Below are 21,803 nucleotides of genomic sequence, written 5' to 3'. Positions count from 1 at the left end.
ACATATATTTGTGAGTATCGTCTAAGGTCTGTAGATCGATCTAGCTTAAGCTTTGTTCTATTGATACATCTCTTGCTTGGAAAGTGTAGAATGCAGCAAAATTTTTTATCCTGAATTGCTCATGATTTACTGAATGTTCGCATCATGTATCGGTTGTTAAATTGAGCGAAAAGTATTTACACGCAGACTACCTGAGGCTTACATATTACTTACTATTTGTTACATCTGATTATTGTGAAGCATGAACCGTCTCACAACCTTTAGCGAGGTCTCCGCAAATAATAGCGCTTTACAAAAGATAAGAGTTTATGGGATGAAAACTGTTTCCAACCGAATTGCACAAATTTATTTAGAGCAAGTTTTCAGTGCGAATGTGGATGAGCGTCAATTATTGCAGCGCACAGGGATTAATATGCAAGAGCTTAGCGTTGCAAATGGTAGGCTTGACGCTCAGCGGCATTTTCGTTTTTTTGAACTGTATACTTCTATATTCCCCGAAGTACAGTTTGATTCAGAACCGGATTTAAGCTTCTTATTTTCAAACTTTAATGTGTTAGGAGCCGTGTGTGGGAATGCACCCACTTTGCTTGAAGCGTTAAAGGCGTATGTCCGCTATCGAACTTTGATCGGAGAATGTGATGACATCGAGTTTGTCATTCAGGATCATTATTTAAAGATCGTATATCATTCTGAAAGTGATAATCCTTTGATCACCAAACTCGTCGTTCTTAATCATTTTTATGTTTTTTACGCAATTGTTCGTGAATATGTGGATGACAACTCTGCGAATTTAGGTTTGCGGCTAAATTTCCCAATATCGATTGAAGAAAAGCGTAACTTGAGTGAAATTTTTTATTGTTCGGTGGAATCGGGCATACAGAACAGTTATTACATTCATCGCCAATGTTTACATTTACCCCACAAGTCGAGTAATTCTGCCTTACAACCTTACTTGTTGCAGCAAGCGGAAGAGCAGTTACAACAGTTACGCCCGGCTCTTACTTATTCAGCTCAAGTGGAAAAAATCTTACAAAAGTTGATATGGACTGAGTTAGATATCGATTGTCACGCTGAATCGATGCAAACACTGGTTTGTGAGCAACTGAGGATAAGCCGTTGGACTCTTGCTCGGCGGCTCAATCAAGAAAACATAAATTTTTCAGGAATTTATACAAAGGTTCGGTGTGCTGAAGCATCTCGTTTATTGGCCGAACCACAATTTTCTCTGTTGTATATTAGCCAGAGTTTAGGCTTTACCAATCAAAGTAGTTTTAATCGTTTTTTTCGGGAACAGTTTGGCTGTACGCCCTCTCATTATCGGCAGCATCACGTTGCCGAATAAATCAATGTTTAGATAGGATCTTAAGCTGAGTCGATTTTTAAACCGTTTATGCATTGTTTTCTCATCATTAAGTTTGAATTAGTTATAAGGAAAATCTATGAATTCCTCCTCGTATTTGTCATCGGTGGCCGCTTGTATTTCACTATTTTTTATTTGTTCTTCGGTCTCCGCCAATCTGTATCAATTGCCAGCCTCGGCTGGTGCGGCAACATCCGATCTAAATGGCAATGGGCTTCTTGAGCCCTACGAAGATACTACGCTGCCAGACGAGCAGAGAATAGATGATCTTATTTCGCGAATGACTTTGATTGAAAAAATTAACATGTTAACGGGGACTGGCTTTAGTGTTGGGGCCTCTGGAGGTTCACAAAAAGTACCGGGCGCTGCGGGGGAGAGTTATGCCCTTAAGCGATTTGGAATTCCTTCCATTGTATTTGCCGACGGTCCCGCTGGGTTACGTATTAAACCAACGCGAGAAGACGACCGCAAAAGCTACTATGCTACGGCATTTCCTATTGCAACGGCTTTAGCTTCAACTTGGGACCCTCATCTAGTGGAGCGGGTGGGGCAAGCAATGGGCAACGAGGTGAAAGAATATGGGGTTGATGTATTATTAGCTCCGGCGATGAATATTCAATTAAATCCTTTGGCGGGACGAAATTTTGAATATTACTCTGAAGATCCCTTAGTGAGCGGCACGCTGGCGGCGTCGATGGTTAACGGGGTTCAGTCACAAGGCGTTGGCGCAACCATTAAGCATTATGTTGCGAATAACGTAGAAACCAGCCGGATGGTACTTGATGCTAAAATTGGCGAAAGGGCAATGCGCGAAATCTATTTGAAAGGTTTTGAATTGGCTATAAAAAATGCCCATCCATGGGCCGTTATGAGTTCATATAACAAGGTGAATGGGACCTATACTTCACAAAGTTTTGACTTACTTCATTCGGTGCTGCGACGGGAGTGGGGATATACCGGTATGGTCATGAGTGATTGGTTCTCGGGAGATGATGCTGCGGAACAGGCAGCGGCGGGGAATGACTTAATTATGCCCGGGATCCAGCCCGATAGGGATGAAATAAGCAAGGCGATAGAGCTTGGCAGATTAAGTGGAGCGGAGTTGGATCGAAATCTGAAGCGGGTACTACAATTGGTATTTCGTTCACCATCAATGCAAAACTATCAATACAGTGATCATCCCGCATTACTTGAGCACGCACAGCTTGCGCGTCAGGCGGCGGCTGAGGCTGTGGTTTTACTAAAGAATGCCCACCAAGTGCTCCCCTTTAGTAAAGATATTCAGCAGATAGCCGCTTTTGGTAATACTTCTTATGATTTTATCGCTGGAGGCTCTGGCAGCGGAGATGTGAACGAGGCTTATACCGTGTCTTTGGTTGAGGGCTTAAACCAGCATCATTTAGTTGTCGATGCTGAGCTAGCGGACATCTATCAACGCTATGCAAAACAACAAAAAGCCAAGCGAATCAAACCGAAAACGATGTTTGAATTAGTACCGCTCATCCCTGAAATGCCAATTGATCCAGCCTTAGTTGAACAAAAAGCAAAAACTGCTGATATCGCCTTAATCACCTTAGGTCGGAACTCCGGGGAATTTCAGGACCGAGAATTGAGTGATTTTAACTTATCTCCCTCGGAACAAGCGTTGATCACTCAGGTATCCAAGCATTTCCATCGGCAAAACAAGAAAGTTGTGGTGGTGTTAAATGTGGGCAATGTGATTGAAACCGCCTCTTGGAAGGATAAAGTTGATGCAATTGTTTTGCCTTGGCAGGGGGGGCAGGAAGCAGGCAATGCGGTGGTTGATGTGCTCAGTGGTGAGGTTAATCCTTCTGGCAAGTTAGCTGTGACATTTCCGTTAAAATATCAACAGCTTCCTTCAGCAAAAACCTTCCCTGGTAAAGCGACTAGTGAACAAATCGTGATGGATCCTTACTTAAAATTTGCATTAGGTATGCCTTCAGAAATTCAATATAACGAAGGTATTTATGTGGGTTATCGTTATTTTGACAGCTTCGCTCAAGATGTCTCTTTTCCTTTTGGTTACGGTTTGTCTTATACCAATTTTGCATACGGCAATGCGAAACTAAATCGCGCTACTTTTAACGGTGAAATCAAGGCTTGGCTTACGGTTACCAATACAGGGGAACGAGCTGGAAAAGAAGTGGTTCAACTTTATGTCAGCGCGCCTCAAGGTCAGTTAGAAAAACCGCAACAAGAGTTGAAGGCTTTTGCTAAAACGGTGTTGTTAGAACCTGGCCAATCACAAACACTGAGTTTTACTTTAACTGCTGAGCAACTCGCTTCGTTTGATGATTTTGGTTCGCAGTGGCTGTTGGAAAAAGGGGAATACCTGTTGGCCTTGTCCAGTTCCTCTCGAGAACGAAAACTGAGTTTACCTTTCTTCGTGGATCACACCCAGCCTTTAGGGCATCAATTGCTAAGCCTTAAACCTCGACATGAGTTAAAGTTATTGAATCAACAGTAAAATACCATCTCCTCGCAGCGTAGTTGTGAGCTTTAGTTGTGAGGTTTAGTTGGACGCTTCCGTTTTGGTACGGTGACTGATACAGTGCCATCTCGGAGGTAAATTAAATATGCAAATCAGAGCAACCACCTACGCAGATTTCCTGATATTTTGGCCAAGCTTCCAAAAAATAGTCAGTGATCGGCAAAGCTATGCCTTTGACCCAGATATCAATATTGAACAAGCTTATGAGCTGTGGTGCCTTAGCCCACTTAAAAGTTATGTTTATGAAGAGAATGGCCATATCTTGGGTACTTACTATATAAAAGCCAATGCCATGGGGCCGGGCAGCCATGTATGTAACTGCGGTTACATGGTTGCTGAACTTGCCCGTGGTAAGGGGATCGCGGCGTTGTTGTGTTTACATTCACAGCAAGTTGCTTTAGATCTTGGCTTTAAAGCGATGCAGTTTAACTCTGTTGTGTCGACGAATGAGGTCGCGGTGCGCTTGTGGAAGAAATTGGGTTATCAAATTTTAGGTACGATACCTCAAGCTTATCTCCACTCTGACCAAGGCTATGTGGATAGCTACATTATGCATAAGCTGCTAGTTCCGCTGAATTAGTCTGCTCGTCAACGGTTCGAATCATCATTAATGGTGATGGCTATTGATGATGCTTAGCTGCTCGCTTGAGAGAAGTTCAGATTTAAAAATAAAAACCAACCCGCCTAAGCGGGTTAGTGGGGCGCTAGTCTGGTGGTTTATAGTTTATAACGGTCGACTAGTTGTTGTAGCTGGTTGACCTCTTGACGAATGCTTTCGCTGGCTTGACTGGCTTCTTCGGCAACTTGTAAGGCCGCATTTGCGCCGTCGGATATTTGCACAATATTGTGTTCAACTTCATCCATCACCTTGCTTTGTTCCTCGATTGCGCTAGCAATATTGGTATTGAGGTCGACCACTTCATCCACCCGCTCGGTGATATTATTAAAGGCTCCACGCGCCTCTTCCGCTTGCTCCACACCACTTTGTGCTCGATTACTGGCATTGGCCATAGCGTTCACCGAGCTTAGTGATCCAGACTGTAAGCCTTCGATCATCTTTTGTATTTCATCAGTAGACGTTTGGGTGCGACTGGCTAAGGTACGAACTTCGTCAGCAACTACGGCAAAGCCGCGGCCCTGCTCGCCAGCACGTGCAGCTTCGATGGCGGCGTTAAGCGCTAATAAATTGGTTTGTTCGGCAATGTTGCTAATTACATCAATCACACTGCCAATCGCATTGCTTTGTTGTTGTAGCTGACTTAATGAATCTGAAGTGGTCACCACTTCCTCATTAATTAGGCCAATCGTGGTGATTGTACCGCCAACGATCTCTTGCCCATTCACCACCGCTTGTTGCGAGGCGAGCGTTGAGTCTGCCGCTTTGTTCGCGTCTTCGGCCATGTTATTGACGGTCGCATTCATTTCGGCAACCGCAGTCGCCACTTGCTGAGTTTCTTGTTGCTGTTGATTAATCGCATCACGCACGGCTTGTGATTTATCACCAATTCGCTGAGTTGCGTTGAGCATTTCCAGAGAGCTGGCGGTCACTTGTTGCAGTAGATGACGCAAGGCTTGCAGAGTTGTTTTGTAATCTTGAGCAATATCGGCCAGCTCATCTGAACCATGAACCACTAAATCTGCGCTTAGATCACCTTGATTGACTTTACCGGCCACTAAGCGAATTTGTTTCACGGTACGTTTGACGGAGAGGTAAGCACCAATCATGAAATAAGCACAGACGAGCAGGATCAGGCTGAGTGCAACCAGCAGTACAATCCGTTTATTTTCGGCATTATACTTCCGGGCGGTGAGTTCTTCACCGAGGTAACTCATGGATGCCGTCGCCAGTTGTTCTATATTATCGAGGCTGAGTTGAGTGCTTTGGAAAACCGCCTCGGTATTGGTTTTTACCTGCTGGTCTTTTAGGATGTTATCGCGAATTAATGAGATGCTCGCACCGATAGATTCAACAGACTGTGTCGCTTGGTTGCCGAGCTTTTCCTGGAAAAGTGGGTCATGATTGCCTAACAGGGTTAGGGCTTTTTGCATATTTTTTAATTCTTCGTTGGCCAGGTCGGTTCTAAAGTTGAGATCAGCATTGCCTTCGGCATCTAGGATCCCAAAATCGGCGATGTCGCCGCCTTTATCTCTAAGTCTGGCGATATTACTTTGTAAAATAGGTAGATTATTTACTGAGACAGCAATCAGGTAATAACTGGTGACTTGGGGGTCTCGTGTTAATCCACTGTCGGCACCAATACTATGAGTCAATCCTCTGATATCACTTAATAATGCTTCGTGTTCGACTAAGAGATCATTTAAGGAACCATGCTGCTTGCCTTTTAACGCCAGCCATTGCTGTTGAACTTGTTGTAATTCTGTTTGATGATTTTCTGACATCATGGATGCGAGTTGAGCAAAAATACCATCAATGGACTGGTCGAGTGAAACGAGTTTTTCAGGCTCAAACTCTCTATCCATTGATTTTAAAGTCATCAAGTGTTGATGTTGCACGATCGAGGCTGATAATTCGGGGATTTTACTGACAAGTTGGTAACCGGAGAATTCCCGTTTCGCAGACTCAATATCTTCGTTCATGGTTAAAATAAGGGAACTAAAGCCGTAGGCGATAGGTACTAAAAACAAACAAGTCCATAATAGGAATTTATACTTAAACCCGATGCGGTCACTCAGATAGACCGCCGGGGAAAAAAAACTTCCCATGAAACTCTCCTTTTTTTGCAGCAAAATATGTTGTGTTAATTCTGTATTATCGGCATTAACTTAAAATAGTTTATGCCATTATGAGTGGTGTTTGCCTAGCGCCATTTCATTTTTTATCAGTATAATCGTTTGAAAAACAAACAATAAATAAAATCATAGCCAAAGGTGTTGATAGTTTAAGCCAAGTGGCTCAGATCTAAATAATACGCTTAGCCTAACACAGTTCACTTTTTTTAAACTAAATCGGAATCACTGAGGTTAACGGTGTGGTGATTTATGCTGGGCTGTTGGCTGAATCATAAACCACTAGGATTCGATCGGTAAAGTGGTCCGCTGATTGGCTTCCGGTTGGACCTAGACCTTGCGGGAGTATTGGACGGTCTATTTCGTCGTATAACTTACAATATAGCGAATTTTGTTGTTACTATGACAAGCCACGGAACCTTTGGCTATCAATTATTTCCATTATATACAATGCCTTAGAACTTAATTACTGAGTGGAATTGGACTTGCAGTAAAACGCTAGAAGAGTCTTGAGCGGTGATTCGCTTCATCCAAAAGACTTTGGTTTACAGCATGAAAATATGTTTAACACTAGCGTTATATAGGTGAAACTATGACGGAATCAACAAAGTCAGTCATCACCCAACCCTTGTTGGGGAAAATAAAACTGTGTAGTGAGTTAGGGCCTTTTCTCAGTGATAGCCGGATCCGTTTATTGGATGGCATTCAACAGCACGGCTCATTAAGTGCGGCGGCTCGCGCCTTACCCATGTCTTATAAGGCTGCCTGGGATGCCTTAGATGCAATGAATAACCTGTCAGAGAAGGCTTTGGTGATTAAGCAAAGCGGCGGTAAGAATGGGGGGGGAAGTGTACTAACCGAATATGCCAAGCGCTTAATCGCCTTACATAAGGCGCTAGAGTTAGAATACCAGCAGGCCTTCGAGCAACTTAAACCGCAGCTGAGTCAACCTCTGAAAATTAGCAATCACGAAGTGGCACACTTTCGTCAATTGATGCGTCGCTTGAGCTTTCGCAGCAGCGCACGTAACCAATTATTTGGTCAGGTAAAAGCGATCCAGCTGGGGCAAGTTAATTCGGTGATAAAAATAGCCGTATCGGAGCATTTAACTGTCACTGCCATGTTGAGCTGTGAGTCCATGGAGTGTTTAGGTTTGGTACTGGGCTCAGAAGTGCTGTGTTTAATTAAAGCACCGCAGCTGATGCTCTATCAAGGTGAAGGACTTAAGGTGGCGGCTGACAATCAGTTTACGGGACGGGTATCGCGAGTGATTCGTGGGGCGGTGTGCGACGACATTAGTATTGAGTTAGCCGACCAAAAAACGCTTGCTGCAATGGTTCCTAGTGAAAGTGCAGCGAATTTAGATTTAAGCGAAAATACTGAGATTAAGCTATGTTTCTCTGCGTCTTCGGTCATTGTGTGTTGTTATGGATAAGTTGTCAACGGAGCTTTCATCATGAAATATAATATGAGCATTTTTAAAACAATGACCTTGGTTTTTAGTTTTTTGTTAGGTCAAACAGTCGCCTTTGGGGGGCATGCCGAAGGCTTAAAAGTGGCGGTAGCTGGCAATTTTTATAAGCCGCTACTACAAATCGCGGCGCGGTATCATCAAGATACGGGCCATCGGCTGCTTATTTCCACCGGTTCTACCGGCAAACTGTATGCGCAAATTCGTAATGGAGCGCCCTTTGAGTTTTTTATGGCGGCCGATCAAGTTCGACCGAGTCAGCTGGTTGCCGAGGGGATGGCGCTGGCCGACAGCCAATTTACCTATGCCCAAGGACGTTTAGTGTTGTGGTCGAATCAAAATGATTTGGTGGATCAACAAGGCAAGGTATTAAACAATTTTCAGTTACCTTATTTGGCGATAAGTAATCCCAAAACCGCCCCCTATGGCGCTGCCTCGGTGACCGTATTGAAAAACTTGGAACTATATCAACAATTACAGCCTAAATTGGTGGAAGGTCAATCGGTAGGACAAACCTTTCAGCAAGTGAGTTCAGGGGCTGCGCCTTTAGGTTTTGTGGCGCTTTCTCAGGTATATGTTGATGGTGAAATTAGCCATGGTTCGGCGTGGATTGTACCAAGTGACTTATATCAAGCGATCAAACAAGATGCGGTGATCCTTAAAAAAGGCGAGGGGAATCCTCAGGCCAAAGCGTTTTTAAGCTACCTACAAACACCACCCATTCAAGCCTTAATTAAAAGTTTTGGTTATCAAGTGAATGAGTAAGTAGCAATGAGCCTTGTCGCTCGAAAATGTTGGTATTTCTAAATGAAGGATAGTTGTCGATGACTGATTTTTCGGTGGTGTGGTTAACCTTGAAGTTAGCCGCCGTAGTCACCCTCATTTTGCTATTGTTGGCGACGCCCTTGGCATGGTGGATGGCACAAACCCGTTCGCGTTTCAAACCCATTGTGGGTGCCTTGTTCGCCTTGCCTTTGGTATTGCCGCCGACGGTGTTGGGATTCTACTTATTACTTGCTTTGGGGCCTAATGGCACGGTTGGCAAGTTGTTTAATGCTCTCGGTTGGGGCAGTTTACCGTTTACCTTTACCGGTATTGTGATTGCCTGTGTGATCCACACTTTTCCGTTTGTGGTGCAACCGCTGCAAAATGCCTTTGAAGCGATAGGGAAGCGGCCTTTGGAAGTTGCAGCAACCCTACGTGCCGGACCGATTGCCAGTTTCTGGCAAGTGGCTTTTCCGCTGGCCCGTCCAGGTGTATTTGCCGCCGCCATTCTGGGATTTTGTCACACCATCGGTGAATTTGGCGTGGTGTTGATGATTGGTGGGAATATCGCTGGGCAAACGCGCGTAATGTCGATAGAAATTTATAATCATGTGGAAGCCTTAGAATACAGCCAGGCCCATTGGTTAGCTGGTGGCATGTTGGCTTTCTCTTTTATCGCTTTGCTCTTAATTTACAGTCTTAATGATGCCGCGCGGCGGAGGGTCATGGCATGACACAAATACAAGTTCGTTTTGTGGCCGATCGCGGCGACTTTTGTTTAGATGTCAATATGACGTTTCCCAGCCAAGGAGTGACCGTATTATTTGGGCCCTCGGGATCGGGCAAAACCACCTGTTTACGTGCCATGGCGGGGTTAGAGCGACTACCTCAGAGTTACTTTGCAGTGAATGGCGAAGTCTGGCAGGATCATCAAACGGGACAATTTGTGCCGACTTATCAACGTGACATCGCTTACGTTTTTCAAGAAGCCAGCTTATTTCCTCATCTGAACGTGCAACAAAATCTGCTCTTTGGTTATCAACGTTTGTCTGCAGATAAACAGAAGTTGGACATTGGCGAAGTCTCTGCGCTGTTAGGCATTACCGAACTCTTGCAACGTCACCCTCGAGCGCTATCGGGGGGCGAGCGACAACGGGTGGCTATCGCAAGAGCCTTGCTCACCTCTCCCAAGTTATTGTTAATGGATGAACCCTTATCGGCCCTCGATCTCAGTTTAAAACAAGAGATCATGCCTTATTTAGAGCGTTTACATCAACAGCTGGCGATCCCCATCGTTTACGTTAGTCATTCGCTGGATGAAGTCGCGCGTTTAGCCGACCATGTGGTGGTTCTCAATCAGGGCAGGGTAGTGCTGCAAGGGCGCCTCGAAGAAGTGATGCTGAATGAATTATCCGGTCCACTATTTAGCGGCCAAACTAATACTTTGCTTACAGGGAGGGTGGTCGCGAATCATGAGCATGGTTTAACTCAATTGACGGTGAATGGCTTAGCTTTTTATTTAGTCGGGCAAAACTGCCAGCCTGGAGAAACGGTGCGCTGTCGGATCAACGCTCGGGATGTCAGCATTTGTCGAGTGAAGCCGCAGCAAAGTTCAATTTTAAATGTGTTTCCTGCCGAAGTGCAGAGTATTCATCCGGGGCTAAGAGCGGGAGAGTGTTTGGTAAAAGCAAAACTGAGTTCTTCACAGCTCGTTCAAGCGTTGATTTCGGAATATTCAGTGGCGCACTTACAATTGAAACTCCAGCAGCAAGTTTGGTTGCAAATTAAATCAGTGGCTATTTTGTAGCTTGCCAAGCTAGCGCTGGCTGATAAGGAAACCACCATCGATGCACACTTTTTGGGCAAATTTGGTTTGAATTGGTGCTTGGCGGGGTGCTGCACGCCTGACTTCATTGTTCCGTTGAGTATCGTCAGTCCTTCCTTTGTGCATTTGGTATATTTTATTTGCTTGGCTTTGCTCGCCGTGCACAGTTTTTAATATTTGGATTTAGGCACTACTTATGGCATATCTCTTGATACTTATTCGCTGAAGGGATCACTTATATTCAGGAGATACAGCATGAGTCAAACAAACGATTTTCCTTTATCAGCTGTGCCAGATGACCAACGAAAAGGTCTTTGGTCGATGGCCTCAGTTTTACTCGGTTTTACTTTTTTCACCGCAACGATGTGGGCTGGTGGTAGCTTAGGTGCTGCATTTTCCTTCTCCCAGTTGCTGGTTATTATTGTGGTGGGTAATCTGCTGTTAGGCGCCTACGCCGCAGGGCTAGCCTATGTCGCCTATAAAACTGGACTAAACTCGGTGCTATTAGGACGATACTGCTTTGGTTTGAAGGGCAGTATGTTGTCAGATTTTGTCTTGGGTTTCACTCAAGTGGGTTGGTATGCCTGGGGCACTGCGACTATTGCGATCGTATTGGTTAAATTGCTGGCTTTGCCAGAGAGTTTGACCATTCCTTTGATGGTGGTATTTGGTTTTGGTTTTTGTATCACCGCCACTATTGGTTATAAAGGCATTGAGTTATTGTCTAAGGTGTCGGTACCTGCCATGTTGGTGTTTATCGCACTGTCTTTGTATCAAGGCTTGATTGATGTCGGCGGCTTGAGCGAGCTGATTGCGGTTGAACCCACTCAGGCGATGCCGATTGCCGCTGCGATTACCATGGTATTTGGTACTTTTGTGAGTGGCGGTACCCAGGCGACCAACTGGAGTCGCTTCTCCAAGAGTGGCAAGATCGCAGTGTACACCACACTGGCTGCGTTTTTTGTGGGCAACGGTTTAATGGTATTTGTTGGCGCCTTTGGCACCTTAATTTATCAGCAGGCGGATGTGGTGGATGTATTGGTGGTGCAAGGCTTTATGCTGGTGGCAATATTGATGTTGTTTACTAATATTTGGACCACTCAAGATAACACGATTTACAATTTTGCTGCTGCGGGGTGCAACTTATTGCGAACAGATAAACGTCGCTTAGTCACCGTAGGTGGCGCCGCCATTGGTACTTTGCTGGCCATATTTGGGATGTATAATCTATTGATCCCTTTCTTGATCCTGTTAGGAACCTTTATTCCACCGATTGGTGCGATTATCATGACTGATTTTTGGGTGAAGTATAAGGCTGCGCCACCCGCCTTGGAGCAGGTTAATTTACCGCAATTTAATCTACAAGGCTTAGCCGCCTATGTCGTGGGTTCGGCTGCTGCCTATTTCTCTCCATGGATTGCGCCTTTGGTAGGGATTGTGGTGGCAAGCGCCTTCTATAGTCTGTTGGTGTTTATTGCTTCGGCTCAACCGAGCCTTGCTAAAGAAGCTTAATGTGGCCTTAAAAGTTAGTGAGATCACCGCTATCGCCGGATTGGAAGCCTTTGTTCTTCGAGCCGGTGCTGGTGGTGCAGACAATTCAGTTCGTTGGCCCTATGTGGCAGAAAACCTCGAGGTAGGTCCTTGGCTACTCGGCGGTGAGTTGATTTTTGTTACCGGGATCAATTTGCAACGCAGTGTTGAAGATTATCAGCAGCTAATCGTAGAGGCTCAAGCTAAGTACGCGGCAGGTATTGTGATTTTGACCGGCTCGGAATTTATTCCTATGATCCCTGAGGCAGTATTGGCCTTTGCCGAACAACGTGATTTTCCGTTGTTTGAGCAACCCTATAGTTTGCCGATGGTGAAGGTCACCGAGCTTATTTGTAATCGGATTATCCAAGCCGATCTGGCCGAACATTCTCTGCGTTGGTTTTTAAGCCATGTGATCGAGTCCCCTCGAAAACTACCCGCTTTAGCTCGGCAACGGGCCAACAGTCTTGAACTTGATTTGCACCAGCCACTGTTAGTGGCGTTGGTGCTGCCCATGGTGAGCGATGATGTCGACTTAAGTGCTTGGGCCTTTAGCTTGAACCGTCAACTGGAAGCTTATCCCCATCGTTTGCCGATTTTAGAGTATCAAGATGGCTGGTATTTGTTTCTGGCAAATCCTGAGGGCTTGAACCACGAGCAACAAATTCACTTGTGGAGCGAACTTGCGACACAGTTAGCGGCGGCTCATCTTAATTGTGCTTTAGGGGTGAGTGCGAGTCCTCAAGGGATAATTCATTTAGGTTTGGCGGCGCAGCAAGCCAAACAAGCTGCTCAATTTGCCCGTAATAGTGCGCGCCAAACGGTGTTGCATTATGCCGATCTCGGTATCAATCAAATTTTTTCTGCGGTGGACAATCATGAGTTGTTAGCCGATTTTTGCCGCCAGCAGCTGGGTCCTTTGTTTGCCAATCGGGAGCCGCAGGCGAAACTTTTAAAACACACGCTGGCAGTTTATTTTGAAAACCTATGTAGCGCCCGACAAACGGCGCAAAGTTTAGGTATTCATCGCAATACCCTGCAGCATCGTCTGCAAAAGTTTGAAAGCTTAAGCCAGCGGCAACTAAACAATGCGCAACAGCGTTTAGCGCTACAAAATGCGCTGATGATGGAAGCCTTGATTTTAGATGAGAACAATCACTATGGATGATCATCCGATGAAAATTATTAATGCTCGGCTACGTGGCCAAGAATCGCTATTTAGTATCAGCATTCGTGATGGTTGCTTTAGCCAAATAGAGCAACAACAAAATACCCTAGCGATCGGTGCAGGTAGTTATGATGCTAAGGGAAATCTTTGCTGCGCCCCCTTCGTTGAACCACATATTCACCTTGATGCAGCCCTCACGGCAGGGCAACCCAATTGGAATATGAGCGGAACGTTATTTGAGGGGATCGAACGTTGGGCCGAGCGCAAACCGATGTTAAGTGCCGAAGATGTTGAGCAAAGGGTGCTTAAAACAGTCGAACTGTTGGTGGCCAATGGCGTGCAGTATATTCGTACCCATGTGGATGTTACCGATCCGCAGTTAGTGGCGCTAAAAGCGATTGCTAAGCTCAAGTCTCGTCTTCAAGATAAGATATTGTTGCAAATCGTGGCGTTTCCTCAGGAAGGTATTTGGTCTTATCCCAATGGTCGCGAGTTAATGCTACAGGCGTTGGAAGAGGGCGCCGACGTGATTGGTGGGATCCCGCACTTTGAATTTACTCGTGAATACGGGGTGGAATCGATGCGTTGGGTGATAGAGTTGGCGCAGCAAACCGGTAAGTTGGTCGATGTGCATTGTGATGAAATTGATGACGATGCGGCGCGTTTTCTGGAGGTTCTCGCCACCGCGGCCTTGGAAGCCAATATAGGACCACGGGTAACCGCCAGTCATACCACTGCCATGCATTCCTATAATAACGCCTATTGCTCCAAGCTGTTTCGCTTACTAAAAATGTCGAAAATCAATTTTGTTTCTTGTCCAACCGAGAGCATTCATTTACAAGGTCGTTTCGACAGCTACCCCAAGCGGCGTGGTATCACTCGGGTTAAAGAACTACGTGAAGCCGGTTTAAATGTATGTTTTGCCCAAGACTCCATCCAAGATCCTTGGTATACCCTTGGCAACGGTAAGCTGTTGCGGATATTGGACTCGGGGATCCACAGCTGCCATATGATGGGCTACAGTGAACTTCAAAACTGTTTAGATTTGATCACTGATAATGGTGCAAGAACCCTACAGGTAGAAGATGAATACGGTATTGAGCTGGGCAAACCAGCAAATTTCATCGTATTAGAAGGTGGGAATGATGTCGAGGTCTTGCAAAAGCAAGGTGAGGTATTGTTGTCGGTGCGCCAAGGTCAGATCCTAATTGAGCGCAAACCTGCCGAGCTGCTGCAATCACCGATTTTTTGAAGCTGTGGTTTAGAGACCGTGTTGGTCGCTAGACGCTGTCGTTTGCAATCACCGAGCTACAAAAAGGCCTTGTCAGTGACAAGGCCTTTTGCAACATTTAGTTTGTGATTGGCTCGCGGGTTTAGTGGCTGACTTTGTTTCTTGGCTTGTAATGCCCCGAACCCTTGTTTGATTTGGGCCGATAATTCAGGATAGAAATTGGCACTTCTTTTTTCGGCTCTAAGCCTTCAACGACCCGGCGTTCTATCAGCTGACCGAGGCGACTCTCAATCGAACAAAGGTTTCTAAAGTCATCTTTTGAGACAAAAGAGATCGCTTCGCCAACAGCGCCAGCCCGGCCGGTTCTGCCGATGCGATGAATATAGTCGTCGGCTTGATCGGGCAGATCATAATTGACCACACGACTTAATTCATCGATGTCGATGCCGCGCGCTGCAATACCAGTAGCCACCACAAACTGGACTTCACCAGATTTAAAATCGGCGAGTAACTTACTACGTGAGGCCTGGCTTCGGCCGCTATGAAAGGCTTCGGCTTGAATGCCACGCTTCTCCAATTGGCTCACCAGTTTGGCCGAGCCATGTTTGGTTTGAATAAAGATCAGCGCCTGTTGCCAGTTGTTATCAACGATCATCTGGCTGAGTAATGCCGACTTTTTGTCTTTGTCGACGGTAATTAACCATTGCTCGATTTTAGGGCTGTTATCCGCAGACGACGCCACATTGATTTCCAGCGGATTTTCGATAGTCGTTTTGGCTAAGCGCTTAATTTGTGGAGATAAAGTTGCCGAAAACAACAGACTTTGACGCTGCTCGGGCAGGCGCTGCAAAATTTTCTCAAGGTCGTCGATGAAGCCCATATCCAGCATTCGGTCGGCTTCATCGAGCACCAAAGTATCAAGTTGGTCGAAGTGCAGGGCTCGTTGATGGATCATATCCAGCAGGCGCCCCGGGGTTGCGACCAGAATATCTACGCCGTAGATTAGGGCTTGTTTCTGTGGTTCTGCGTCAACACCGCCAACCATTGCCAGTGAGCTGATTTCTAAATGTTTTGCGTAATGGCCAATATTCTCTTCAACCTGAACCGCCAGTTCACGGGTGGGGGTAAGGATCAGCACCCGAATCCGTTTACCGCGCAGGGGCGTTTGCGCTTTACTTAGTTTTTGCAAAATGGGCAATACAAAGCTGGCCGTTTTGCCGGTGCCGGTTTGCGCCGCGGCGAGCAGGTTTTTACCCGCTAAAATAGCCGGAATGGCTTGTTGCTGAATGGGCGTGGGCTGTTGATATGCACGCTCGCTCAAAGCTTGTAAGATCGGCGTACTTAATCCAAGTTTAGAAAATGGCATGAAGGGTCTCAGATGACGAACAATAGGGCCGCGATTAAGGCAAATAGCACTAAGCGCAGATAAGCTTGCGATTGTAGCACGAAGCGCGCGCTTTGCTTAGCGGGGCTAATACTTACTATATAAATACCCAGTTTAGAGAGATATTGCGAATCGTGCAGGGGATTATGTTCTTAGCCTCGATAAGGATGCTTAGTGGCGCGGTTAACTATTTTTTTATAAAATATATTTTCTTTTAATATCAAGGACGTTGTAAATGAATTATTTTGTTAAAAGCATTATTTCTTTGGCCGTTTTGTCTTTTTCTTCTTGGAATGCTCAAGCTCAGTGCGTTATGAACGAACAAGGGTATGTCGATATCGCAGGTTACTATGTTTGTACTGGGTATTGTCAGGTTTATGGTGGTGCCACTTATGTGACTCAGAATGCAGATAAAATTGTTTTGATAAATGAAAAAAGTCAAACGGCAACCGGAGAAATCGATCACTTGGGCGGTAATTCAACTGATTGGGGAGTAACATTTGAAATTACTAACAATTGTAAGCAAATTGTATTTTCTAATTCTACCATTTGGTTGAAAAATAAATAATTAGTCTTGTTGGTTGCGTTTTGTTTTAGCATCTCAGTCGTGAATACAGAAAGTAATCAGTTGTTATTCGTTAATATGTGAATAATTAGGTTCAAATGGAAACTATCATCCAGCTGCTGCAAAACGATCAACAACGTTTGCAGGCACTTGACTGTGTTCACCGACTTGGCTTGCCTCAGGGGTATTTAGCGGCTGGTTTTGTGCGTAATATGGTTTGGGATCATCTGCATCATAAACCAGTTGCTACGCCTCTCAATGATGTGGATGTGATTTACTTTGATGCCGAGGAGACGGATCCAGAAAGGCAGCTGAAACTTGAAGTTAAGCTTAGATCTTACATGCCCCAGCTTCACTGGCAGGTGCGCAACCAAGCCCGGATGCACCTGCGTAATCATGATCGACCGTACTTAAGTACTTTGGATGCAATGAGTTTTTGGCCGGAAAAAGAAACAGCGGTGGCGATCCGTAAAACTTCTCAAGGCTATGAGTGTGTTTCGGCCTTTGGCTTTGAGTCGTTATTTCAATTGAACATTACCCATAATCCTAAGCGGTCTCGTGAAGTCTTTGAGCAGCGAATACAGGCCAAAACGTGGTTGGCGCAGTGGCCTAAGCTAACGATTGAGGGGTAATTGGACACCGGTTTTGAATACTACGCGGATCTTTTGAGTTGAGCTTTATAGCTTTGGTTTACTCGTTATTTACAGCCATTCTTTTTCGATCAGTTCATGAATGGTATATAGGCGCTGCTCCAATTGGTGGTTCTCAATAGCGTGTATGACTTTTAAAACCCCCGATGCATAGGGAGAATCTCCGTACACCCGCGATTCCAAGGAGATGCTGCATGAACTATCTTGAATCGTTATTTGATGGACTGCGTGTCTGGATAGATGTTCCGAAGGAACTCCGCATAAGTGTTGCTGCTGTTCTGGATTTCTGATGGAGTGAATGTCCTCAACAGGCAGGTCGAATGCATTCGCTAAATAAACTGCAGTGCCCGGCACCGAGGTTTTTTCTGACTGATGCGATTCACTTAGTTGGATGTTATATTGTTGGAATTGTTGTCCGTGGTTTGAAATCATATGCATGAATTTGAGCATCAATATATTGATATTCGGACAGACTACTGCGCTAAAGTCGATAGCTATCTCCTCTATCTGCGATCCTGTTGAAAGCTCAACCAACACCGAATTTGTATTTCGGCAATAGGTCATGATTTCTTCGAGTTCTCTGCCTGAACCCGCATGTACAATAATCGCCGGGTTGTTGTTCGCTCTTTCGTGCCAAGCCTTCACTTGGTTAAACTGCAATTGACTGAGTAGCTCGTTTGCTAGTTTTCCATTCCCAACTACAAAAACATTCATATGATTTATATTGCCTATTTAATAAGGGATTACGCCGTAATCCGTTCTTGAAAATATTAGATCTGAATTTCTCGCTTAGTGTATAAAAAGCCGTGTCATGATTGATCCAGCTCCGCTCGAATAATGTTTGTGCTCTTAGCTTACATCAACGACTTAGGTGAACGTCTGGATGACAAGGCTCACCGCTTCATCGATGCTTAATGAAGCAGTGATTTTGAATTTTAATCAGCACTTATTTTAATGAGTTTTTCTTCATTAAATCCTGGTCGATACCTTTTAGTTTCATCTCATCCATGATGAAGTTAACAGTGTTCAGCAGGCGTTGTTCACCATCTGGGATCAGGTAACCAAATTGACTTTTGGTGAATGGATTGTCTTCGCGCACCGCTTCTAGTTTTTTATTAATCACTTGATAATAAAGAGCTTCCGGTGTTTCGGTTACCATCACGTCGATTTTCCCCGCTTCTAGAGCTTTGGGGACATCTAGGTTGTTATCAAAGCGTACCAAAGTGGCTTTACTCAGGTATTTTTCGGCAAATTTTTCGTTGGTTCCGCCAATATTTATCCCAACTTTAACTTCTGGACGGTTTACTTCTTCTAAGGTATCAAATAGAGAACCGCGTCCCTGAGCGACTAAGAAGCACTTGCCAAAAGTCATGTAACCTTGACTTTGTTCTGCGGCCATTTGACGAGAGATACGACGTGTAATGCCGCCCATAGCGATGTCATACTGGTTTTCATCTAAGCCCAACAGTAGGTTTTTCCAGGTGGTTTGAACAAATTTAACTTCTACGCCCATTTCATGGGCCAAGTGTTTTGCGACGTCGATGTCGTAACCTTTGAACGTTGCGCCATCGTAAAAAGAGAAAGGCTTGTAATCACCAGTGGTACCGACGGTGATGTAGCCTTGTTTTTGAATGTCTTGTAAACGGTCTGCTTGGGATGCTGCGCTGAACAAAAGGCTAACAGCTGTAATGAATGTGACGAGTTTCATAAATAGGAATATCCGTATAGTTGCGTTTATGTGTGTTGTATTAAGCCGAAAATTGAATTTCTCCGGTCTTTTTAGTTCGACGATATGAGTAAGTTTTATACAAGTGATATCAGCCTCACCATAGAGAGGGTGAAAGCATTCTAGTTCTAAGTCAATATCACGCTGAATATCATTTTTAGGGCGAGTCCAGTTAACAATGCTTTAATTAGCCATATGAGTCGCTGATTTCCGACCAGCCTGCGCATTTTGGTCCCTAAATAAGAGCCGAGTACCGAACCAAGCACCATGCTTATCAGTAAGTTAAGATGCTCAGTGTAGCTAAAGCCGATAAAGCCAAATACCAATATTTTAAGTAAATGACTAATCGTCATAAACATTGAACTGGTAGCAATCAGTTGGTTATGGTCGCTCAGCTTTTTGGCTAACACGCTGGTACCGATAGGGCCAGTTGCACCCACGACTAAACCCAATCCGGTTTGCAGGACACCAATCAGGTAATAACTCTCATATCGATTGATGAGGCGAGAAAACTTGCTGCTCCATAAGTTCAACACAATGTAGGAGCCTATAAGCGCAGGAATATATTTGCTGGGTAGATGGCTTAGTAGCAAGCCAAATAAACCAACGCCGAGGATTGAGCCAATTAAAAACGGGACGATGAGCGGCCACTGTACGTGCTTGAGCGAAAACAAACTTCGCGAGATATTGCTGGCGAGTTGTGTGACCCCATGAATGGGAATGATGGTACTTGGACTTAGGTATAAAGGCAGTACGGCAATCAATAACATGCCACCACCAAAGCCAAATATGGCGGCAATCAATGATGTAACTAAGGCGCTTAAGCCCAAAATAGACTCTGTTGACAAATGCTTAGCTTCTCTTTTTTGGGTTTGTTTGATGATACTAATCATTAATCCATTGCTCGTACAAGCTTCAGGTTTATCGCAATGACAATACTTTGCTGGTTAACTCTAGTGAATTTCTGATATAAATCTGTTACTTCATAGGCTTGCGGTAAAAACTTACCGGCAATCCCAGTTCGTCCATTAGGTTTAAGACACGGACGGGTATTGTTTGACTCGAGTTATTGAAGCGACCAAGTTGAATTTTAAAGAGGATGAGTTGATGCGAATTGCGGTATTGTCAGATATCCACAGCAATCTGTACGCACTTGAGGCGGTGGTGGCAGATATTGAGAGCCGAGGGGTTGATGTGGTGGTCAATCTAGGTGATATTTTATATGGACCGATTGCGCCTCGGGCGACTTACGAGCGCCTGAGGGAACTTGATTTTGTGACGATTTGTGGAAATCAAGATCGCCAGATTTATCAAGCAAGTGCTGCTGATTGCGCGACGAACCCAACGATGCAGTTTATTTTAGACGACTTAGGGCCTGAGCCACTCCAGTGGATGCAGCAGCTTCCTTTTGATCTGCAATTGAACGAGCAGGTTTATTTGTGTCATGCAAGCCCTGGGGATGACTTGATCTACCTCGTAGATGACGTGAGTCAAGGCTTTGCCCAGCTACGTTCAGAGCATGAAATATTAGCTTTACTCGAAGGGCAAACATCACCGTTAATTTTATGCGGTCATAGCCATACGCCAAGGGTGGTGAACATAGGGGAGCAGCAATTGCTGGTGAACCCCGGCAGTGTCGGCTTACAAGCTTATCGAGATGATTGGCCCAATTCACATGTGATGGAAAATTTTAGCCCGCATGCACGTTATGCCATTGTAGAGTTGACGGCGCAAGGTTGGACAGTGGCGCAATATCAGGTTGCCTACGATATACAAAAAGCTGTTGCACTGGCGGAGCTGCGCGGTCGCGATGATTGGGCCTATGCTTTGGTTTCGGGTCGAGCAAGTAATTGAGCGCATGGGGCTGGTAAGTCTACTTTAGGTTTGGGCTTTGCTGGGGGAGTGTTACGCAGAGTTGCTGGTTGCGTCAGTTGTTGTTTCCACCAAACCAGATCTTGACAGCCATTGCCTTCAGCTAAGGCCGTTTGTTCTTGGCACAGTGGTTGATCGATAGGGCAGTGAAGCCTGATGTGCATATGTTTGGTATGCCCCCACCAAGGTCGAATTTTAGCCAACCAGCGTTGTTTGGCTTGAGTGTGAGTGCAGAGCTGCTGTTTGATGACCGGATTAACGAAGATCCTCGCGACTCGCGGGTCTTGCGCGGCAATTTTTAGCATTTGCTGATGCGTACTTGACCAAGCAGATTCAAGTCGGAAGTTTTTTGAGTCAACTAAGTTGATAGGCCTAAGGTTTGTCTGTTGGGATGGCGTGAGTTTGTCCGTGGTGGTTTTAAACCAAATATCCACATCTAAGCCGATTTGATGACTACGATGACCATGACTAAATGGTCCGCCTCGCGGCATTGACATATCGGCAATGAGAATATTCTGCAGGCCCTTAGCTTTTAGCGTTTTGGCATAGTCTTGAATAAATCCGAGTAAGCTTGGATGACCATAATTGCGTCGACGTTCGGGGTAAACCACCCGATAGCCTTCACCGGTGAGCGCTAAGGGCTGGCCTCCGGCTAGACAACCTTGGTTATAGGCGCCTATGGCATTAGGGCTCCCATGTGAGGGGCTATTGATCTGCTCCCAAGGGTGACTGGCTGCCATCACGGAAACATTGACCATAACACTCAAGCTAATTACCAGTTTGAATCGCTCCAGCATATTGACTTGATTTCCTTTATTAGCGGTTGGTTCGCAAAGTTTAGCGCACTTAGCTAAGCGCGTACGGTATTGTTTATCGCAAACCATTTGATTTGATGGTTGAGGGATCTCTCGTGATAGTTTGCGCTTATTGCTTAGATCATTTATGTTGATATTTGGTTGGTAATTTGTAGCCAATGTGTTGTCTGATTTGTTGTGA

At 45.1% G+C, this 21,803-nt stretch carries 19 protein-coding genes; 13 read left to right on the top strand and 6 right to left on the bottom strand.

The genetic code is table 11. From position 1 onward, the window contains the following. Positions 1-313: 313 nt before the first annotated feature. The 3 genes from ACRRSX_RS12215 (at position 314) to ACRRSX_RS12205 (ending at position 4,452) form a co-directional block, all read left to right on the top strand. A complete protein-coding gene (locus tag ACRRSX_RS12215) occupies positions 314-1,342 on the top strand; it encodes a helix-turn-helix domain-containing protein (RefSeq protein ID WP_432452921.1) in 1,029 nt (342 codons plus the stop codon). A 97-nt stretch (positions 1,343-1,439) separates the two neighbouring features. Continuing rightward, positions 1,440-3,848 (top strand): beta-glucosidase, encoded by a 2,409-nt coding sequence (locus ACRRSX_RS12210; RefSeq protein ID WP_432452922.1) that lies wholly within the window; start codon positions 1,440-1,442, stop codon positions 3,846-3,848. A 109-nt stretch (positions 3,849-3,957) separates the two neighbouring features. Next, the gene (locus ACRRSX_RS12205) at positions 3,958-4,452 is read left to right on the top strand and encodes a GNAT family N-acetyltransferase (protein WP_432452923.1); all 495 of its coding nucleotides are present in this window, start codon (positions 3,958-3,960) and stop codon (positions 4,450-4,452) included. Between the two features lie 137 nt (positions 4,453-4,589). On the opposite strand, the gene ACRRSX_RS12200 is transcribed toward ACRRSX_RS12205, so the two are convergent. Continuing rightward, entirely contained in the window at positions 4,590-6,596 is a 2,007-nt protein-coding gene (locus ACRRSX_RS12200) for a methyl-accepting chemotaxis protein (RefSeq protein WP_432452924.1), read from the bottom strand. A gap of 616 nt (positions 6,597-7,212) precedes the next feature. Between ACRRSX_RS12200 and ACRRSX_RS12195 the strand changes: the two genes are divergently transcribed. From ACRRSX_RS12195 to codA, 7 genes are all read left to right on the top strand, one after another. Further along, positions 7,213-8,055, top strand: coding sequence for a TOBE domain-containing protein (locus ACRRSX_RS12195; RefSeq protein WP_432452925.1), 843 nt, complete (start codon positions 7,213-7,215; stop codon positions 8,053-8,055). Positions 8,056-8,076: 21 nt separating this feature from the next. Then, positions 8,077-8,856 (top strand): molybdate ABC transporter substrate-binding protein, encoded by a 780-nt coding sequence (gene modA, locus ACRRSX_RS12190; protein ID WP_432452926.1) that lies wholly within the window; start codon positions 8,077-8,079, stop codon positions 8,854-8,856. Between the two features lie 59 nt (positions 8,857-8,915). Next, positions 8,916-9,590, top strand: coding sequence for a molybdate ABC transporter permease subunit (gene modB, locus ACRRSX_RS12185; protein ID WP_432452927.1), 675 nt, complete (start codon positions 8,916-8,918; stop codon positions 9,588-9,590). Then, positions 9,587-10,663, top strand: a complete 1,077-nt coding sequence (gene modC / locus ACRRSX_RS12180) for a molybdenum ABC transporter ATP-binding protein (RefSeq protein WP_432452928.1) — start codon at positions 9,587-9,589, stop codon at positions 10,661-10,663. Before modB ends, modC begins: the two co-directional genes overlap by 4 nt. 273 nt (positions 10,664-10,936) lie before the next feature. After that, entirely contained in the window at positions 10,937-12,193 is a 1,257-nt protein-coding gene (gene codB / locus ACRRSX_RS12175) for a cytosine permease (RefSeq protein ID WP_432452929.1), read from the top strand. 1 nt (position 12,194) lies between these two features. Beyond that, positions 12,195-13,379 carry a PucR family transcriptional regulator gene (locus ACRRSX_RS12170; RefSeq protein ID WP_432452931.1) on the top strand — a complete coding sequence of 395 codons (1,185 nt, stop codon included), beginning with the start codon at positions 12,195-12,197 and terminating at the stop codon, positions 13,377-13,379. Positions 13,380-13,386: 7 nt separating this feature from the next. Next, positions 13,387-14,631 (top strand): cytosine deaminase, encoded by a 1,245-nt coding sequence (gene codA, locus ACRRSX_RS12165; RefSeq protein ID WP_432452932.1) that lies wholly within the window; start codon positions 13,387-13,389, stop codon positions 14,629-14,631. Positions 14,632-14,752: 121 nt separating this feature from the next. On the opposite strand, the gene ACRRSX_RS12160 is transcribed toward codA, so the two are convergent. Beyond that, complete coding sequence (locus ACRRSX_RS12160; RefSeq protein WP_432452933.1) at positions 14,753-15,976, bottom strand: DEAD/DEAH box helicase; 1,224 nt, start codon at positions 15,974-15,976, stop codon at positions 14,753-14,755. Between the two features lie 253 nt (positions 15,977-16,229). Between ACRRSX_RS12160 and ACRRSX_RS12155 the strand changes: the two genes are divergently transcribed. Together ACRRSX_RS12155 and ACRRSX_RS12150 are read left to right on the top strand one after the other, a co-directional pair. Further along, complete coding sequence (locus ACRRSX_RS12155) at positions 16,230-16,562, top strand: hypothetical protein (RefSeq protein ID WP_432452934.1); 333 nt, start codon at positions 16,230-16,232, stop codon at positions 16,560-16,562. Between the two features lie 95 nt (positions 16,563-16,657). After that, complete coding sequence (locus ACRRSX_RS12150) at positions 16,658-17,191, top strand: nucleotidyltransferase family protein (protein ID WP_432452936.1); 534 nt, start codon at positions 16,658-16,660, stop codon at positions 17,189-17,191. 69 nt (positions 17,192-17,260) lie between these two features. Here ACRRSX_RS12150 and ACRRSX_RS12145 read toward each other — a convergent pair whose 3' ends face one another. The 3 genes from ACRRSX_RS12145 to ACRRSX_RS12135 all read right to left on the bottom strand — a co-directional run bounded on the left by ACRRSX_RS12145 (position 17,261) and on the right by ACRRSX_RS12135 (position 19,828). Continuing rightward, entirely contained in the window at positions 17,261-17,923 is a 663-nt protein-coding gene (locus ACRRSX_RS12145; RefSeq protein WP_432452937.1) for a dihydrodipicolinate reductase C-terminal domain-containing protein, read from the bottom strand. Between the two features lie 232 nt (positions 17,924-18,155). Then, positions 18,156-18,917 (bottom strand): transporter substrate-binding domain-containing protein, encoded by a 762-nt coding sequence (locus tag ACRRSX_RS12140; protein ID WP_432452938.1) that lies wholly within the window; start codon positions 18,915-18,917, stop codon positions 18,156-18,158. 146 nt (positions 18,918-19,063) lie between these two features. Beyond that, a complete protein-coding gene (locus ACRRSX_RS12135; RefSeq protein WP_432452940.1) occupies positions 19,064-19,828 on the bottom strand; it encodes a sulfite exporter TauE/SafE family protein in 765 nt (254 codons plus the stop codon). Between the two features lie 163 nt (positions 19,829-19,991). Here ACRRSX_RS12135 and ACRRSX_RS12130 point away from each other — a divergent pair, with 163 nt between their 5' ends. Further along, the gene (locus ACRRSX_RS12130; RefSeq protein ID WP_432452941.1) at positions 19,992-20,789 is read left to right on the top strand and encodes a metallophosphoesterase family protein; all 798 of its coding nucleotides are present in this window, start codon (positions 19,992-19,994) and stop codon (positions 20,787-20,789) included. Here ACRRSX_RS12130 and mepA read toward each other — a convergent pair. Continuing rightward, positions 20,756-21,604, bottom strand: a complete 849-nt coding sequence (gene mepA, locus ACRRSX_RS12125; protein ID WP_432452943.1) for a penicillin-insensitive murein endopeptidase — start codon at positions 21,602-21,604, stop codon at positions 20,756-20,758. The two genes, ACRRSX_RS12130 and mepA, sit on opposite strands and share 34 nt — an antisense overlap. Positions 21,605-21,803 lie beyond the last annotated feature (199 nt).

It is taken from the genome of Agarivorans sp. QJM3NY_30 (genome assembly GCF_050870855.2).
GTDB lineage: Bacteria > Pseudomonadota > Gammaproteobacteria > Enterobacterales > Celerinatantimonadaceae > Agarivorans.
The sequence above is the reverse complement of the archived record's forward strand: the minus strand, read 5'-3'. Positions and strand labels throughout refer to the sequence as shown.